This is a genomic window from Rhodococcus chondri, from assembly GCF_036327435.1.
Classification (GTDB): domain Bacteria; phylum Actinomycetota; class Actinomycetes; order Mycobacteriales; family Mycobacteriaceae; genus Rhodococcus; species Rhodococcus chondri.
Genome location: NZ_JAUZMZ010000027.1, coordinates 1 through 14,075, shown reverse-complemented (window position 1 = coordinate 14,075; position 14,075 = coordinate 1). Strand labels below are relative to the sequence as shown.

General features: G+C 66.2%; 12 protein-coding genes, 1 tRNA gene and 2 pseudogenes. 2 read left to right on the top strand and 13 right to left on the bottom strand.

What is annotated here, in order from left to right; genetic code table 11:
* Positions 1–204 precede the first annotated feature (204 nt).
* Complete coding sequence (locus Q8814_RS07125) at positions 205–351, top strand: hypothetical protein (protein WP_330151320.1); 147 nt, start codon at positions 205–207, stop codon at positions 349–351.
* Between the two features lie 129 nt (positions 352–480).
* On the opposite strand, the gene Q8814_RS07120 is transcribed toward Q8814_RS07125, so the two are convergent.
* A complete protein-coding gene (locus Q8814_RS07120; RefSeq protein ID WP_330151319.1) occupies positions 481–780 on the bottom strand; it encodes a hypothetical protein in 300 nt (99 codons plus the stop codon).
* Positions 781–1,139: 359 nt separating this feature from the next.
* Here Q8814_RS07120 and Q8814_RS07115 point away from each other — a divergent pair, with 359 nt between their 5' ends.
* Positions 1,140–1,529: a lipase family protein gene (locus Q8814_RS07115; protein ID WP_330151318.1), complete on the top strand. Its 390-nt coding sequence runs from the start codon at positions 1,140–1,142 to the stop codon at positions 1,527–1,529.
* 22 nt (positions 1,530–1,551) lie between these two features.
* Here Q8814_RS07115 and Q8814_RS07110 read toward each other — a convergent pair whose 3' ends face one another.
* The 12 genes and pseudogenes from Q8814_RS07110 to Q8814_RS07055 all read right to left on the bottom strand — a co-directional run.
* Entirely contained in the window at positions 1,552–2,937 is a 1,386-nt protein-coding gene (locus Q8814_RS07110; RefSeq protein WP_330151317.1) for an FAD-binding protein, read from the bottom strand.
* 151 nt (positions 2,938–3,088) lie between these two features.
* A pseudogene (locus tag Q8814_RS07105) lies at positions 3,089–4,255 on the bottom strand (NADH:flavin oxidoreductase); the annotation flags it as partial.
* Positions 4,256–4,463: 208 nt separating this feature from the next.
* Positions 4,464–4,540, bottom strand: a tRNA-Leu gene (locus tag Q8814_RS07100).
* 12 nt (positions 4,541–4,552) lie between these two features.
* Positions 4,553–5,506 (bottom strand): Ppx/GppA phosphatase family protein, encoded by a 954-nt coding sequence (locus Q8814_RS07095; RefSeq protein ID WP_330151316.1) that lies wholly within the window; start codon positions 5,504–5,506, stop codon positions 4,553–4,555.
* Positions 5,503–6,030, bottom strand: a complete 528-nt coding sequence (locus Q8814_RS07090) for a DUF501 domain-containing protein (protein WP_330151315.1) — start codon at positions 6,028–6,030, stop codon at positions 5,503–5,505. The genes Q8814_RS07095 and Q8814_RS07090 overlap by 4 nt, the downstream gene beginning before the upstream one ends.
* Positions 6,027–6,734: an FtsB family cell division protein gene (locus Q8814_RS07085; RefSeq protein WP_330151314.1), complete on the bottom strand. Its 708-nt coding sequence runs from the start codon at positions 6,732–6,734 to the stop codon at positions 6,027–6,029. The genes Q8814_RS07090 and Q8814_RS07085 overlap by 4 nt, the downstream gene beginning before the upstream one ends.
* Before the next feature lie 8 nt (positions 6,735–6,742).
* The gene (eno, locus tag Q8814_RS07080; protein ID WP_330151313.1) at positions 6,743–8,029 is read right to left on the bottom strand and encodes a phosphopyruvate hydratase; all 1,287 of its coding nucleotides are present in this window, start codon (positions 8,027–8,029) and stop codon (positions 6,743–6,745) included.
* A gap of 119 nt (positions 8,030–8,148) precedes the next feature.
* Positions 8,149–8,910, bottom strand: coding sequence for a lytic transglycosylase domain-containing protein (locus Q8814_RS07075; protein WP_330151312.1), 762 nt, complete (start codon positions 8,908–8,910; stop codon positions 8,149–8,151).
* A 66-nt stretch (positions 8,911–8,976) separates the two neighbouring features.
* Positions 8,977–10,833, bottom strand: a complete 1,857-nt coding sequence (locus Q8814_RS07070) for a putative bifunctional diguanylate cyclase/phosphodiesterase (protein WP_330151311.1) — start codon at positions 10,831–10,833, stop codon at positions 8,977–8,979.
* Between the two features lie 48 nt (positions 10,834–10,881).
* Positions 10,882–13,011: an Rv1355c family protein gene (locus tag Q8814_RS07065; RefSeq protein ID WP_330151310.1), complete on the bottom strand. Its 2,130-nt coding sequence runs from the start codon at positions 13,009–13,011 to the stop codon at positions 10,882–10,884.
* A complete protein-coding gene (locus Q8814_RS07060; protein WP_330151309.1) occupies positions 13,008–13,709 on the bottom strand; it encodes a hypothetical protein in 702 nt (233 codons plus the stop codon). Before Q8814_RS07060 ends, Q8814_RS07065 begins: the two co-directional genes overlap by 4 nt.
* A gap of 158 nt (positions 13,710–13,867) precedes the next feature.
* A pseudogene (locus Q8814_RS07055) lies at positions 13,868–14,075 on the bottom strand (hypothetical protein); the annotation flags it as partial.

Genomic DNA, 14,075 nt, shown 5'->3' with positions numbered 1-14,075 from the left:
TCGCGGTGACGTAGAGCGTGGTCACCGCGCGCGCATCATAACCGTTGCAGTCGAACGCGAATTGCGCAACGTCGGCTCGATCCCAATCCTTGAACCGGCGAAAGGCTTCCTGCCAGAACGTCGCTCGCTGACCCAGGTCGACCTGCAGGCTGCGTAGCTTGCTCAGCAGATCCTCAGCGGAGACCATCAGAGCGGATCGAGGTAGTGGATCCGCTCCTTTTCGCGGTCCCGGTCGCGTTCGGTCCGCTCCTGGCGGCTCCACTGATCGCGCACCCCCTCGAGCTGGAGGCCGGTCGTGGCGAACGCACAGCCGCGCCGATCACCGCCGACAACACCACCGCGATGGCCTGATTCACGCGCAGCTCCGAGGACGGGGTACAGATCGGTCCCCGCCGGCCTCACCTGCCGGGCCGTTACCAGCCCTCGAGGGGCGGGCTGGGCGTGGGCGGCGGCGCGACCGGCGTGGACGGTGCCTGTCGATCAATCGGTTTCGGCGATGACGAGGGCGGTGACATAGCCGCCGTACTTATCGTCGAAATTCTTGTCGGCGTAGTGACATTCGACGCGGAAGGTCACCGTGGCGCCCGAGACGGAAACGAGATCGGTGTCCACCTCCACGATGTTGATGTGGTGATCGTCGGAGTCGTAGTCGAGCTTGAAGCCGTTGAGGGCGACCCCGGCCCGTCGCACGTTTCGCGGGAACGACACCGACTGCTGAATGCTTCTGCGGCCCGTTCCGATCGGAATCGTGACCGAAGGGGTGAGGAACGAAACTGCCATGGGACTGGTCCTCTCTGGTGGCGGCAAGACACATCGACTGTGACCTGCGGGCTACGCGGCACCAACGCACCCTGGGGTGCATCCACGCGACCCTCGGGCTGAATTCCGTCCACCCCGGGGGCGCCCATTATGGTCGGCCGTCGAATCGGCCGCGATCACACCGAACCGCCCAGGCCCCCTGAACACGCCAATGCCGGTCCTGGGTGCCGTCGCGACAGACATGACACAGCTCCCCGACCCGCCCGAACGGAATGGATCGGAGTGAGTAGGTGGTACAGCTCGGGACAGAGCAGCGCACTGTAGCGGCGGGCCGCGTCGTCCGCGGTCAGGCCGGCCCTGAGTGCCGCGCCATGGACCGGATGCCGATCAGCTCTCAGCTGACCCAGTCGGGTCGAGAACTACGCGACCGGATTGCCAGCGCGTGCACCAACGAAATCCTGACCTCCGGTGCCGGCCCGAGCATCGCCGACGGCGCCGACCCCGCCGTCGGTATGGAACTGCTCGACAACCCGCCCGTGCGAGAGGTGCTGAACGACAACAGTGTCGAGAAGCTTGCGTCGATTCCGAATGCCCCGGTGTACGAATGGCATTCACCCACCGATGTGCTGATTCCCCTGAACTCGATCACCACCCTGCACAGGTACTGCGGCGGCGGCGCCTACTACACGTCGGGCTTTTCGGTGGCGGCGACGATACCCGCGCGCCTGCCGAAGAACGTACCGTCACCGAGCGAGGTGCCGCTGATGTAACCCCAGGAGTGCAGCCCGGAAGTCACACGCCCGCGGCGAAAAGACCCGGGATCGGTTCATCGCCCAGATCGAGAACCGCGCCGTCAACGGTGGTCCGCAGGCCACCGATCGTGAACACCTCGGCGCCTCCCGCTCCGACATTGTCGCCGTACTCCGGCGGGGACACACCGCGACGAACGTCGATTGCGGCGAATGGTGCCTGTAACGGTCGCAGCCAGCGCGCCGACTTGTGGAAGTACGGGTCCTCGCCGTGCTCGGCGAACCGGTTGTACTCCCCGACGGTGGTCTGCAGTGCGCCCTCGGGCATCCCGATCTCGCGCTCGAGTTCTTCGAGCGTCTCGGCGACGAAATGTGGCTGCACCCCCCACCGTTCGTCGACCGGAACCTCCTCGTATGCCTCCTCAGCGAGGATCACCCACACGTGGAGGTTATGTTCGAAAAGCGTGGCCTGCCCGACCAAGCCCGGATAGACGTCCTCGTTGATGAACCGACGCCCGAGGCTGTCGACGATCATGCCCCGTACCATCATGCCCGGCACCAGCGAGATGCCGACCTGGCCGGCGGACATGTGCTTGACCGCAGCACCGGCGGCCTGCGCCATCACGATCCCGCGACCGTCGTCACCGCCATCACTGGTGACCGCGAGACCCACCAGCTGCGGGGCGTGTTGCGCGAGCATCTCCACGTTGTCCGCGAAGCCTCCTGTGGTGAGGACGACCCCGCGGCGGGCCCGGTAGGTAACCGTCTCACCGAAGTGCCTGGCCACAACTCCCACCACGCGGTCGCCGTTACGGATCAAACGCAGCACCGAGGTATCGGTGTGCACTGCGACAGCGCTCTCCTCGACGGCCTCGCAAAGCACTGCCATGAGCACCTTGCCGCCGAAGCCCTCGGATGTCACGCGATGCCCGCGCGGTGCGGGCGTGGCGATCTCGTAGAACGGGTAGGCGTTCTCGCCCATCCACATCAGTCCGTCGTCGGTGGGTGGCACCCAGGTAGGCAGGTAGGAGATTCCCACAGCGACGGCTTGAACGGCACCCCATGGTCCGCGAGCCACTGGTAGTGCCCGACGCTCCCTCGGCTGTACAGGCCCACCTTCGCCTGATCGGCGTCCGGGCCGAGTGCAGCGAGCAGGAACTTCTCCATGTCCTCGGCGGTGTCGGTGAACCCGCACGCCTCCTGGATCGGGGTGCCGCCGCCGAGGTACACCTCTCCGCCCGACAAAGTCGACGATCCGCCACCACCGCTCTGGCGCTCGAGTAGCGATGACCTGGGCTCCTGCCGCGTCGGCCTCCAACGCGGCCGCGGCGCCCGCGCAGCCGTAACCGATGACCAAGACGTCGGTTTCGCGGTCGTAAGTGTCGATCTCCGAGGTGTCGATGGGTGTGACGGGTATACGTGGACTCATCCGAATCTCCTGTGGTTCGACATGCCGGCTCTCGGACACGCCCGTCAGGTTGTGCCCTGGGTCTGGAAGAGTTCGATATCCCTGGTTCGGTTCTTCCCTGGCTCGGTTCGACCGCGAACTGTGCCGAAGACGATTCGGAAAGGTGTGCCGGTTCCGGTTCGAGCACGCAATGAGTTCGGCCGTACACGGTGAACATGCACTTGTTGTTGTGGTTGCACAGGCCCTTCGTGGAGCGGTCGGCGCGCATCTTGTCGGCCAGGTCCGGTTGGCGTAGAAGGGCCCGGCCCATCGCGACGAAATCGAAACCCTCGTCCAATCTCGTTCGGACGTGGTCGAAATCGTTGATCCTACCGAGCAGGATCAGCTTCGAGTGCGTCATCGCCGGGATGAACTGTCGTGCCGAGTCGAGCATGTACAGATCCCGGTAGGGGTACTCACCGAACACCTTCTTGCCGAAGGGCTTCACGCCCGCCTTGAAGGGCTGCTTCTGAACCGATGCGAACTCGTCGATCGGAACATCGCCGCGAAACAGATACATCTGATGAAGGACCGACGCACCCTGCGTGAGCTCGATCGCGTCCAGATTGCGATCCTGGTCGAGCAGCTGGGCCGATCGGATCGACTCGTCGAGCCAGATACTCCCCCGAATACCGTCGTCATACTGATTTTGGCGACGACGGCAATCCGGTGACCAACGACTTCCCGCACGCGCTGCGCGATTTCGCGGGCGAACCGCGTGCGTTTTCGATACTGCCGCCGTATTCGTCCTTGCGTCTGTTGGTCCAGGGGCTCATGAACGAACTCGGCAGATACAGATGACCGAAGTGGAGTTCGACGGCATCGAAACCCGCCTCGACCGCCACCTGAGCAGCGGCTCCGAACTGGTCGATCACCTGTTGGATTTCGTGCCGCTCGATCTCACGGCAGAACTCGAAAGATGACGGGTTGAAAAACCTGCTCGGACCGACTGCGGTGACACCGGTGATCTTCTTCGACGCCACCACTCCTGCGTGGCCCAGCTGCGCGGAGATGGCTCCGCCGGCGGCATGGATCGCATCGGTCATCCTCTTCAGTCCGGGCAGGGCTGTGCGATTCATCAGAATCTGCCCGGGCGCGCTGGCACCCTCGGGTGCGACGCAACAGTAGGCGACAGTGGTCATCCCGACTCCGCCGCGGACGAAGTCGAGATGGAAGTCTATGAGATCGTCGGTGACCAGGCCGTCCGGCGAGCGACCCTCCGAAGTGGCTGCCTTGACGACCGGTTTCGCAGTTCGACCGGCCCCAGCGTTGTCGGTGCGAATGGATCGGGTTGCTCCATAGTGGAATCGGCCTTCCGCGTCGGCGCCGCTCGAGGCGGCGAATGCGATCCGACTCAGATCAGGAAGTCCGGACAGCGTTCGGTTCCATGATTCCGCCGAGCGGGAAAGTAGGGTGACCAACGCAACACACGCGTTCACGCGTCGGCAAGGTGCAACCATCGGTTCCGGCTCGCCGACATGTCCGTGCCGGTTCGGGTAGGAACGCCGTGGTGCCCCCAGTCGGACTCGAACCGACACTTGGCGGATTTTAAGTCCGCTGCCTCTGCCAATTGGGCTATGGGGGCCGACGCAATACCCTAGCGCGTGAGCGAGAGGGCGATGCCGTCGAGGATGTCGTGTTCACTCACGACAAGTTCGGTGATCCCGGCTCTGCGGCCGAGTTCTTCGGCGAGCACGGTGGTGACGATCGCGCCGCCGCCGATGACGTCGACCCGACCCGGGTGCATGGGACCCAAAGCCGCACGCTCCTCGCGGGTTGCGGCGAGAAGTCCGTCGCACACCTGACGGAGGCGGTCGAAGGGCACGGTCGACAAGTGGATCTTGGCGGGGTCGTACTCGTCGAGCCTGTGGGCGAGCGCCGCGAGGGTGGTCATGGTTCCCGCGACACCGACCCATGTGCGGGCCTGCTCGACGGGTACACGCGCGAGCGCCTCGGCGATCTTGTCCTCCGCGAAAGCATGTGCCTGCGATACCTGCTCGGCGGTGGGCGGATCGTCGTGCAGGCAGCGCTCGGTGAGCCGGACACAGCCGATGTCGGTCGAATACGCTGCATGCACACCGTTTTCGTCGCCCACCACCACTTCGGTGGATCCCCCACCGAGGTCGATGACGACGAAAGGTCCACGCGCAGCGTCGAGTTCGCCGACGGCACCGGTGAATGAGAGCCGGGCCTCCTCGTCGCCGGTGATCACTTCGGCTTCGGCGCCGGCGACGACCGCGCCCAGTACCTCGCGGGTCATCGAGAAGAAGTCTTCGCGGTTCTGCGCGTCGCGGGTCGCGGATGTCGCGACCATGCGCACCGCGGTCGCACCGCTTTCACGGATGAGGTCGGCGTAGTCGACCAGTGCGATTCGGGTGCGCTCGATGGCTTCCGGGGCGAGTCGCCCGGTGGAGTCGACACCCTGACCGAGCCGGACGACGCGCATCTGCCGCGTCACGTCGGTGAGGGTGCCGTCCGCGGCGATATCCGCGATGAGCAGACGAATGGAGTTGGTACCGCAGTCGATGCCGGCGACACGAGTGCTGCTCACCCGGCTTCTCCGCGCAGTTCTGCGTAGGTGGGCCAGTCCGCGGGGACAGCGGTGCCGCGCAGGCCGGCGTCGGCGGCCAGCGCAACCGACTCGTCGCCGAGCGGGTTGACACCCGGGCCCTTCGCGAGGGAATGCGCGATCAGCACGTGCAGGCACTTGACGCGGTCGGGCATGCCCCCACCGGTGAAGTCGGTACCGAGCGACTCGATGGCATTGCGCTCGTCCAGATACGACCGATGGGCGCGCAGGTAGCCGGCCGCCAGTTCGGGGTCGGTGCCGAGGCGTTCGGTCATCTCCCGCATGACACCGGCCGATTCCTGTCGGCTCGCCTCCGCGGTGAGCCGCGGATCGGTGAGGTAGTACAGCGTCGGGAACGGGGTGCCATCGGGCAGTTTCGGGGCGGTCTTCACGACGCCGGGAACGCCGTCGGGGCAGCGGTACGCGATGGCGAGGACCCCGCGAGGCTCGCGCCCGAGCTGGGCGGCGACGGCGTCGAGGTCTTCTTGCCGAACGGGATCGGTCACCCGGGGATATCTCCTGGTTCTGGGGGTGCCACGGGCATTTGCTGTGGCACGGGGTCGGTCTCTGGTTCGGGGGGCGGTTCGGACACCGACGCCCACAGGTCGCTGTACCAGGCGCCGGTCGACGGCAGCTCCGGCGCCTTCTCCTCGTCGACGAGCGGAGCATCGCCGGGCAGTTGCACCTGGTAGGGAATGTCGCCGGGCATGACGAAACGCAGCCGTTCCCGGGCCTGCGCCCGCACCCACGCCGGGTCTTCGATCCGTGCCTTCTGCTCCCGAAGTGCCGCGATCTCCTGTTCGAGCGCGATGCGCTGCTGTTCGAGTTCTTCGGCTTCGGAGCGCTGGCTGACGTAGTTGCGCAGCGGCACCGCAAGTGTCAGAGCCAGCGCACACACCACGAGCGCGAGGACGACCGCCCTGCCGGTGGACAACCCGAAGAAGGTGCGTTCCGTGCGGGTGCGTCGCGTCTGCCGCGGCGCGCCCACGTGTGTCGGCCGGGCACGGCCGGCACCGCCGGCCCGTCCGCGCCCCGGCGACGAATGCACGGGATCGGTGCGTCGCGACGGCCGGGCCCCTGCGCTTTCGGCGATGGGCTCGGCAGGGACGGTAGATCCCGACGGGCGTGCCCGGCCGGGCCGACGCACCCCCGCCGCACCGTCGGTGCGGCTACGGCGGGCGCCGGGTCGGGATCTACCGCGCTGACTCATACCGGAGGTCAGCCCTCGAGATTGAACCGCGGGAACGCGAGTTCGCCGGCGTCACGAGCGGCGTCGCCGAGGGACTCCTCGATGCGCAGCAGCTGGTTGTACTTGGCGACGCGCTCACTGCGGGCGGGGGCACCGGTCTTGATCTGTCCGCTACCGACGGCGACGGCAAGGTCGGCGATGGTGGTGTCCTCGGTCTCTCCGGACCGGTGGCTCATCATCGTCTTGTAGCCGCTGCGATGCGCGAGGTCGACGGCGTCGAGGGTTTCGGTGAGGGTGCCGATCTGGTTCACCTTCACGAGCAGCGCGTTGGCGGCGCCCTTGACGATGCCCTCTTCGAGCCGCTCGGGGTTGGTGACGAACAGATCGTCGCCGACGAGCTGCAGCTTGTTGCCGATCTTGTCGGTCAGTGCAACCCAGCCTTCCCAGTCGTCCTCGCTGAGCGGGTCCTCGACCGAGACCAGCGGGTACGCCGACAGGATCTCGTTGTAGAAGTCGGCGAGTTCGTCGGCGGTGCGGTTCTTGCCTTCGAACGCGTAGCCGGTGCCCTCGGTGTAGAACTCGGTGGCCGCCACGTCCAGCGCAAGCGCGATATCGCTGCCGAGCTTGAGGCCGGTCTTGGCGACGGCTTCGCTGATCAGGTCGAGCGCTTCCTTGGTACCTGCGACGTCGGGAGCGAAGCCGCCCTCGTCGCCGAGACCGGTCGAGAGGCCCTTGCTCTTGAGGACCGACTTGAGCGCGTGGTACACCTCGGTGCCCCAGCGCAGCGACTCCTTGAAGGTGGGGGCGCCGATGGGCGCAACCATGAATTCCTGCACGTCGACGCCGGTATCCGCGTGGGCGCCGCCGTTGAGGATGTTCATCATCGGCACGGGCAGGATGTGGGCGTTCGGTCCGCCGAGGTAGCGGAACAGCTCGAGACCGGAGGTCTCGGCACCGGCCTTGGCGACCGCGAGCGACGCACCGAGCAGCGCGTTCGCGCCGAGCCGTGCCTTGTCGGGTGTGCCGTCGGCATCGAGAAGTGCCTGGTCGACGGTGCGCTGTTCGGTGGCGTCCAGGCCGATGATGGCCGGGCCGATCTCGGCGAGGACTGCCTCGACAGCCTGTTCCACACCCTTGCCGTTGTAGCGTTCGCCGCCGTCACGCAGCTCGACCGCCTCGTGCTCACCGGTGGATGCACCGGAGGGCACCGCAGCCCGAGCGAAACTTCCGTCGTCGAGCAGCACCTCGACCTCGACCGTGGGGTTACCCCGGGAGTCGAGGATCTCGCGGGCTCCTACCTGCTCAATGATGGCCACTGGCTGATTCTCCTTCGATGGACTTCACGCTGCGGGGGTCTGCACGCTGGAGACAGCGTAACCGCCGCGACCAGGCAGTGAAGCACGGGCGCGCCTGCACTCCCCGACTTATCGCCACCTCACGGGCGTACACCGACGCCGTAGGCCGACGCGCGGTCGCGCACGAGGGTCAGATACTCGCCCGACAGGTTGTAGGCCATCAGCGCCCTCGTCCACCCTTCGGCGGTGGTGAGGTCTCCCCCGCGGTCGCACAGATAGCGGCCGGCACTGAGCGCGGCGTCGTCGATGTTGTCGGGGTCGGCGACCCCGTCACCGTTGGCGTCGACACCCCACCGCACCCAGGTCTCGGGGATGAACTGCATCGGCCCCATCGCGCGGTCGAGGACGGGATCACCGTCGAGCCGTCCGCCGTCGGTGTCGCGGATCTCGGCGAGACCGGGGCCTCCGTCGAGGGGGACGCCACGGATCTCGGGCGTGGCCGTGCCGTCCGGGCCGAGGCTCGCCCCGGCGTGCCGGCCGTGCCGGCTCTCGACGCTGCCGATCCCGGCGAGCGTCGTCCACGCCAGACCGCAGCCGGGGTCCGAGCCGGCGAGCACGGCCGCCGAATGGCCGTAGGCCTCGAGTGCGATCACCGGGATACCGAGGGCGTCGGCCTGCGGCGCGGCCCAGTCGCGGAGCAGTGCCGCGGTCCGACCTGGGCCCTCGACGTCGATGGCGGGGAGCGCGGTGCCTGGAGGGGGTGGAACCCCGTCGGGAATCGGGATGCTCGGTTCGCGCGAACCCCATACCGCTACTGCGACCGCGACGAGTACCGCTGCCAACAGGGCACTGAACAGAACACGAGCGAATGCGGAGGGTGGTCGCGACGATGCGGGCGGCATAACATCCATAATCCACAACCGGCGCGGCCGGACCCGTGACGCCGCGAGGCGCAGCGGTGGAACCGATCACAACAGGTCTGGAGTGGCGGTTGCCCAGGGCAGTTCGATCTGTCTCCGGCGCAGCAAGTCCTCGAGCTGAGCGGCGGGCTTGGGTTTGCTCAGCAGGAACCCCTGCGCGCGGTAACACCCGAGGCCGAGGAGCTTGCGTGCCGCGGCAACAGACTCGAGTCCTTCGGCGACGACATCGAGACCGAAGGCGGACGCCAACCCCACAATCGATTCGACGATGACGCGATCGCTCTGGCTGCGCTGCAGGTTGAGCACGAACACCTTGTCGATCTTGAGAGTATGGACGGGAAGCGACTTCAGGTGCGCGAGCGAGCTGTAGCCGGTGCCGAAGTCGTCGATGGCGCAGCACACGCCCAGGCGGTCGAGGCGCCGCAGGGTTGCGCGGGAACGTTCGAGATCGCTCACCACCACGTATTCGGTGATCTCCAGGCACAGTGACGACTTGCCCAGACCGAACTCCTCGAGTGTGCTCTCCACCATTTCGACGAAGCCCATACCCACCAGCTGCGCCGGCGAAATATTGACATTCATCCGCAGCTCGAGACCCGGGATCCGTCTGTGCCAATCGGCCAGCTGCGCACATGCTGTGCGCAGCACCCAGCGTCCGAGTTCGCCGGCGAGGTTGGTCGACTCCGCCACCTCGATGAATTCGGAGGGCTGTAACGTGCCGAGCACCGGATGGTTCCAGCGCACCAACGCTTCGACACCGAGGATCCGGCCGTCGCGCAGGTCGAATTCGGGCTGGTACTCCAGTGTGAGGTGCTGGTCGTCGATCGACGTACGCAAATTGAGTTCGATGATGGTCCGGCGCTCGCTCGCGCCACGCATATCGTCGGTATACGCTTCGACGCTGTTGCCGCCCTTGCTCTTGGCACGCATCATCGCTTCGTCGATGCGGCCGAGCAATGCCACCGGACCGACCCGACCCGGTTCGCCGACTGCGACACCCAGGCTCGCTCCCCGGCCCACGACCTGACTTCCGAGCTGCACGGACATTCCCACGACCCATCGGAGCTCTTCGGCCCGCTCGCGTGCCTCTTCCAACGACATCGGACCGTCGAAGACGATGACGAACTCGTCGCCACCGAGCCTCGCCACCATGTCTGCCGGATCGCATACCCGGGTCATACGCTGCGCTGTCCGGCACAGGAAGGTATCGACCGCGGTGTGACCGAGGAAGTCGTTGAGCGGTTTGAGCCGATCCATGTCCAGGAATACCGCCGCGACCGGACCGGGTTGCCCTGGCTGCAAACGCTTTTCGAGATATTCGAGCAGAGCACGTCGGCTCGCCAACCCGGTGAGATCGTCGTGGTAGGCGGCGTCGCGGAGTTCCTGTTCGGCGCGGATCCTTGCCTGTACCTGCGTGAGCATGGCAGCGATCATTGTGAGGGTGTAGATCTCGTCTTCGTCCCAGATGCGGTCGCCGGCCTTGATGAAACCCAAGGTGCCGGTGGTGACGTGACCGGAGATCAACGGAACCGCCACGACGGAGACTTCGGGAACTCCCGAACCCGCTCGTATCCGGTCGGCGTACTCGGCCCCGGACTGCGCGGGACGGCTCACCGACGGTTCCTTCATGTTCTCGGTCAGAGCGAAGATCGGGTCGGCCTCATGGAAATGCACCACACCCAGCGGATCAGGATCGGGAACGGACGTCCGCGGCGGCCACTCGGCGACCAGAACGGTCGCATGGATCTCATGATCGTTGTAGCGCAGGAACGCGGTGTCCACCTGGAAGTACTCGACGAGATCCCGCAGCACGGTCTCCACAACGGCCCGGTGCGATACGACGTCGACCGGCATGAGATGCGTCGCCACTCTGGCAACGAGGCTCTCGAGACTTTCCAACGGCATGTCCGTCTCCTGCGCCGTAAAGAATTTGTTGACGGGCACGAAGTTTGGTCAGGGCCTTGTTCGCAGGGTATCCGAGCGTCGCGCACTTCGGGGACGTTCAGGACGAGCGCGGGTTATCCGCAGGAGGGTGGCAAGCCTGCAGTCGGAGGGTTTCTCGACAACATCGTCGAGAACCGCTTGAAGCTTGTCCATGGAATCCGCCTGCGCTGCCGACAACGCAGTGAGATCCGCACCGTCCTCGGCGTAGAGGAAGACCGGAGTCATGGGTTGCACGGCCAGCTCGAGACTCTGCGCGGCAACCCAGACGTTCTCCGCCACCATCCCGGCGCGCACGTAATCGGACGGCCGCGGGCCTTCCGCAAACACCGCGACGAACGCGGCACTCGCCCGCACCCGATCTGCGGTAGGCCGCCCCAGCGCATGGCCGAGGTCCCATTCCCCCAACTGGTCGAGCACGTCCTCCCGGAGCGCGAGCTCGAGCATCACGGTCTCGGCCTCGTCCAGGCCGAGCGACGTGACGTCGATCCCGGTGCCGGACCCGCCGCCCGACGGCCACCGCAATTCCCCGAGCATCTCCCGGCGGAGGGCCGGTTCGAGATAGCGAATGCGATCGGCTTCAGCAAGAACGTCGGCAATCCGATCCAGTCGGACCACGTCGGTGATCACGCGAATCCTGCCCTCCTGCAGCCGCGCCGCGCGGTGGAAAGCGTCGGGTGCCGATCCGGGCAGCGGCGCACCGTTGCCCACGTGCCGGGTCGTCGCGCGCGAAAGCATCGCCTCGTAGCAATCGGCAAGCTCGGGATCTGCCCCTGCTCCGAACCGCACAGCGGCGACGACGTCGTTCGGGGGAACAGCTCCAGCTCGCTCCTGCACACGGAACGGTCCGAGCATTCCGTGTGCCGCGGCGGCGATCCGCGCATTCTGCAGAGCCGCCCCGATAGCCAGATAAGTACCCCGACACCGTATGTCGATACCCGTCCGAACGAAGTGGGAGCCGGCCTCGATACGCAGTTCACCCGACTCGACTGTTATCGACCACGGTTGACTGTTGCCCCCGGAGGGAGCGCGACTCGCCGCGTGCAACACGGCGTCGATCGGGTCCTCCGGTGCCCGTTGCACGGTTGTCTCCACCGACAGCGGTACCGTCGACTCCGGCGGAAGCAATCCGTCGAGGATCGCGTCGAGATCGATCCTCGCCCGTCCCGAGGGCATGGGTTTCCCGAGCAGCAGACGTCGGACGACCGCGGCCACCGTGGCGCCTCCGAGCATCACTTCGCTTCCCAGTTGCGGCCACGTCGTGAGCGTGCGGTTCACCTCGAGCAGAGACGCTGCCATCCGCGTCGAAATGCCCTCCGGACCCAGCAGGCGCAGCGCGAAGGGAATCTTCTCCCGATCGGTCAGACCGGCGAGCTGTGCGACGTCGATGTCGCCCAGCAGACCGTGGAAGGGCGGCGTGGCGTCGATGTCGAAGCGTTCGACGTCGATGAGCCCCCTGTCGCTCGTCTCCATCACCACCGGCACACCGCGCCGCGCCGCCTCCAGTCGGAGCAGCACCTTCACGTCGAGTGAATCGCATTCGTCGACGACGACGTCGAGCCCGTCGATGAATGTGCCGATGGTGTCCGGTCCCAGCCCTTCGGGCCATACCGGCATCGACAGGTACGGATCGAGCTCCGAGAGCCGGCGCGCGGCCACGATCGCCTTGTTGACGCCCAGGTCGACGACCGACGCCGAAATGCGATTCAAGTTGGACAGTTCGAGCGAGTCCAAGTCCGCGAGTCGCAGTTCCCCGCACAGGCCCTCGAGTGCCAGAGCCTGCGCGACCGCGGACCCTACGCTCAATCCGACCACGCCGATTTTCCGTCCTGCCAGCCGCTCCTGCTCGCGCGCGGTCAGTTTGTTCCGGTTGCGGTCGAGTCGAAGCCGGCGGAAACCCCGCGGACCCAGAATGTGCACAAGAGTGTGCCGCCACGGAAAATACACCCAGCGTGCGGGTTCACCGAGCAGATCGGCGGCGGGTGAAGGCAGCACCTCCCGCAGCGCGCGCTGCTGGTCCGGCAAGCGATCGGCGACCGTCACCGTGCGATCGGAACGCAAACGATCGAGTTCGGCGACGTCTTCCGCTTTGCACTCTTCCAGAATCGTGGGCTGCCACTGAGGGCTCCCGCCGCGAATCACTCGGCCTCCGATCGCGTCGTTTCCGGCTCCGGAGAGCGGGCACTGCCCGGAGGGGCTCCGACGGGGAAGCCGAAGCGGTCGATCCGGGTGGAGTCCCACCACATCAGGCGTGTGCGGTAGCGCGCATCGGGATACGGAGTGTGCGGAATGCTCTCGTCGACAACACCCCCGCAAGTGCGCCACAGATCGAGCACGGTGTCGGCGGCAGTGGCCATCATGAATCGCGTTCCGAGAACGTGCATGAAATGTGCACCCATCCTCGCCACGGCGAGTGTGAGATCACGCCGTCCGGGCACGTCCTCGCCGACCCATGCGGCTTTCGCTTCGATCAGTCCGAACGGGATCCGGGCTTCGATCATCTCGCGGATGCGCGTGATGTTCTCGGGGTTCTCCCATTCTCTCGGTGCATGAGATTCTGCCGACGACCGGAACGGTCCCTGGGCACGCAACCCACCGACCACCACGCCGTTGTCGTCGAGCGCCGCGGAGAAGAGCGCCGTGCTGTGGCCGGCGCGGACCTTGTCGTACTCGAGGGCCGATTCGGCACCGTAGCGGGTATACGCCGCGAGAGCGCCGTCGAGGTACTCGCGCCAGATGTCGGGCACAGCGTGTGGTGGAGCGGTGACGAAGGTGTATTTCGAGACGGGGTCGCGGTAGGTGGAAATGGTGTCCCGCGCCGTATCCGCAGTGGTCTGCACCCCTCGATCCACCGACCGCCTCCCTACCTCGCATGCACCCGAGCACGGACACCCGAGCCGACCTATCTGCCACTGCACCAGGCGTGACGGACAGACTCCGGTCACCGATATGGGTCTATGAAGGTGAGTATGCAGGACCGGCGCGCTCTGCATGGTGATCAAAGCAGAGAAATATACAGGTCGGTCGTTCCCTCCGGACCTGCGATCGCGATCTCACCGCGGTAGGCGCGATCTATTTTCCCCTCCTTCTCCGCTTTCTCCACCTGAGACCAGACATCTTCGTCGGCGTCGTCGTCGACTTCGTCTTCTGGGACGAAGTGCGCGAAGTAGCCGGTGGGAACTCGAAACAACGAGTCGCCGGCCGTC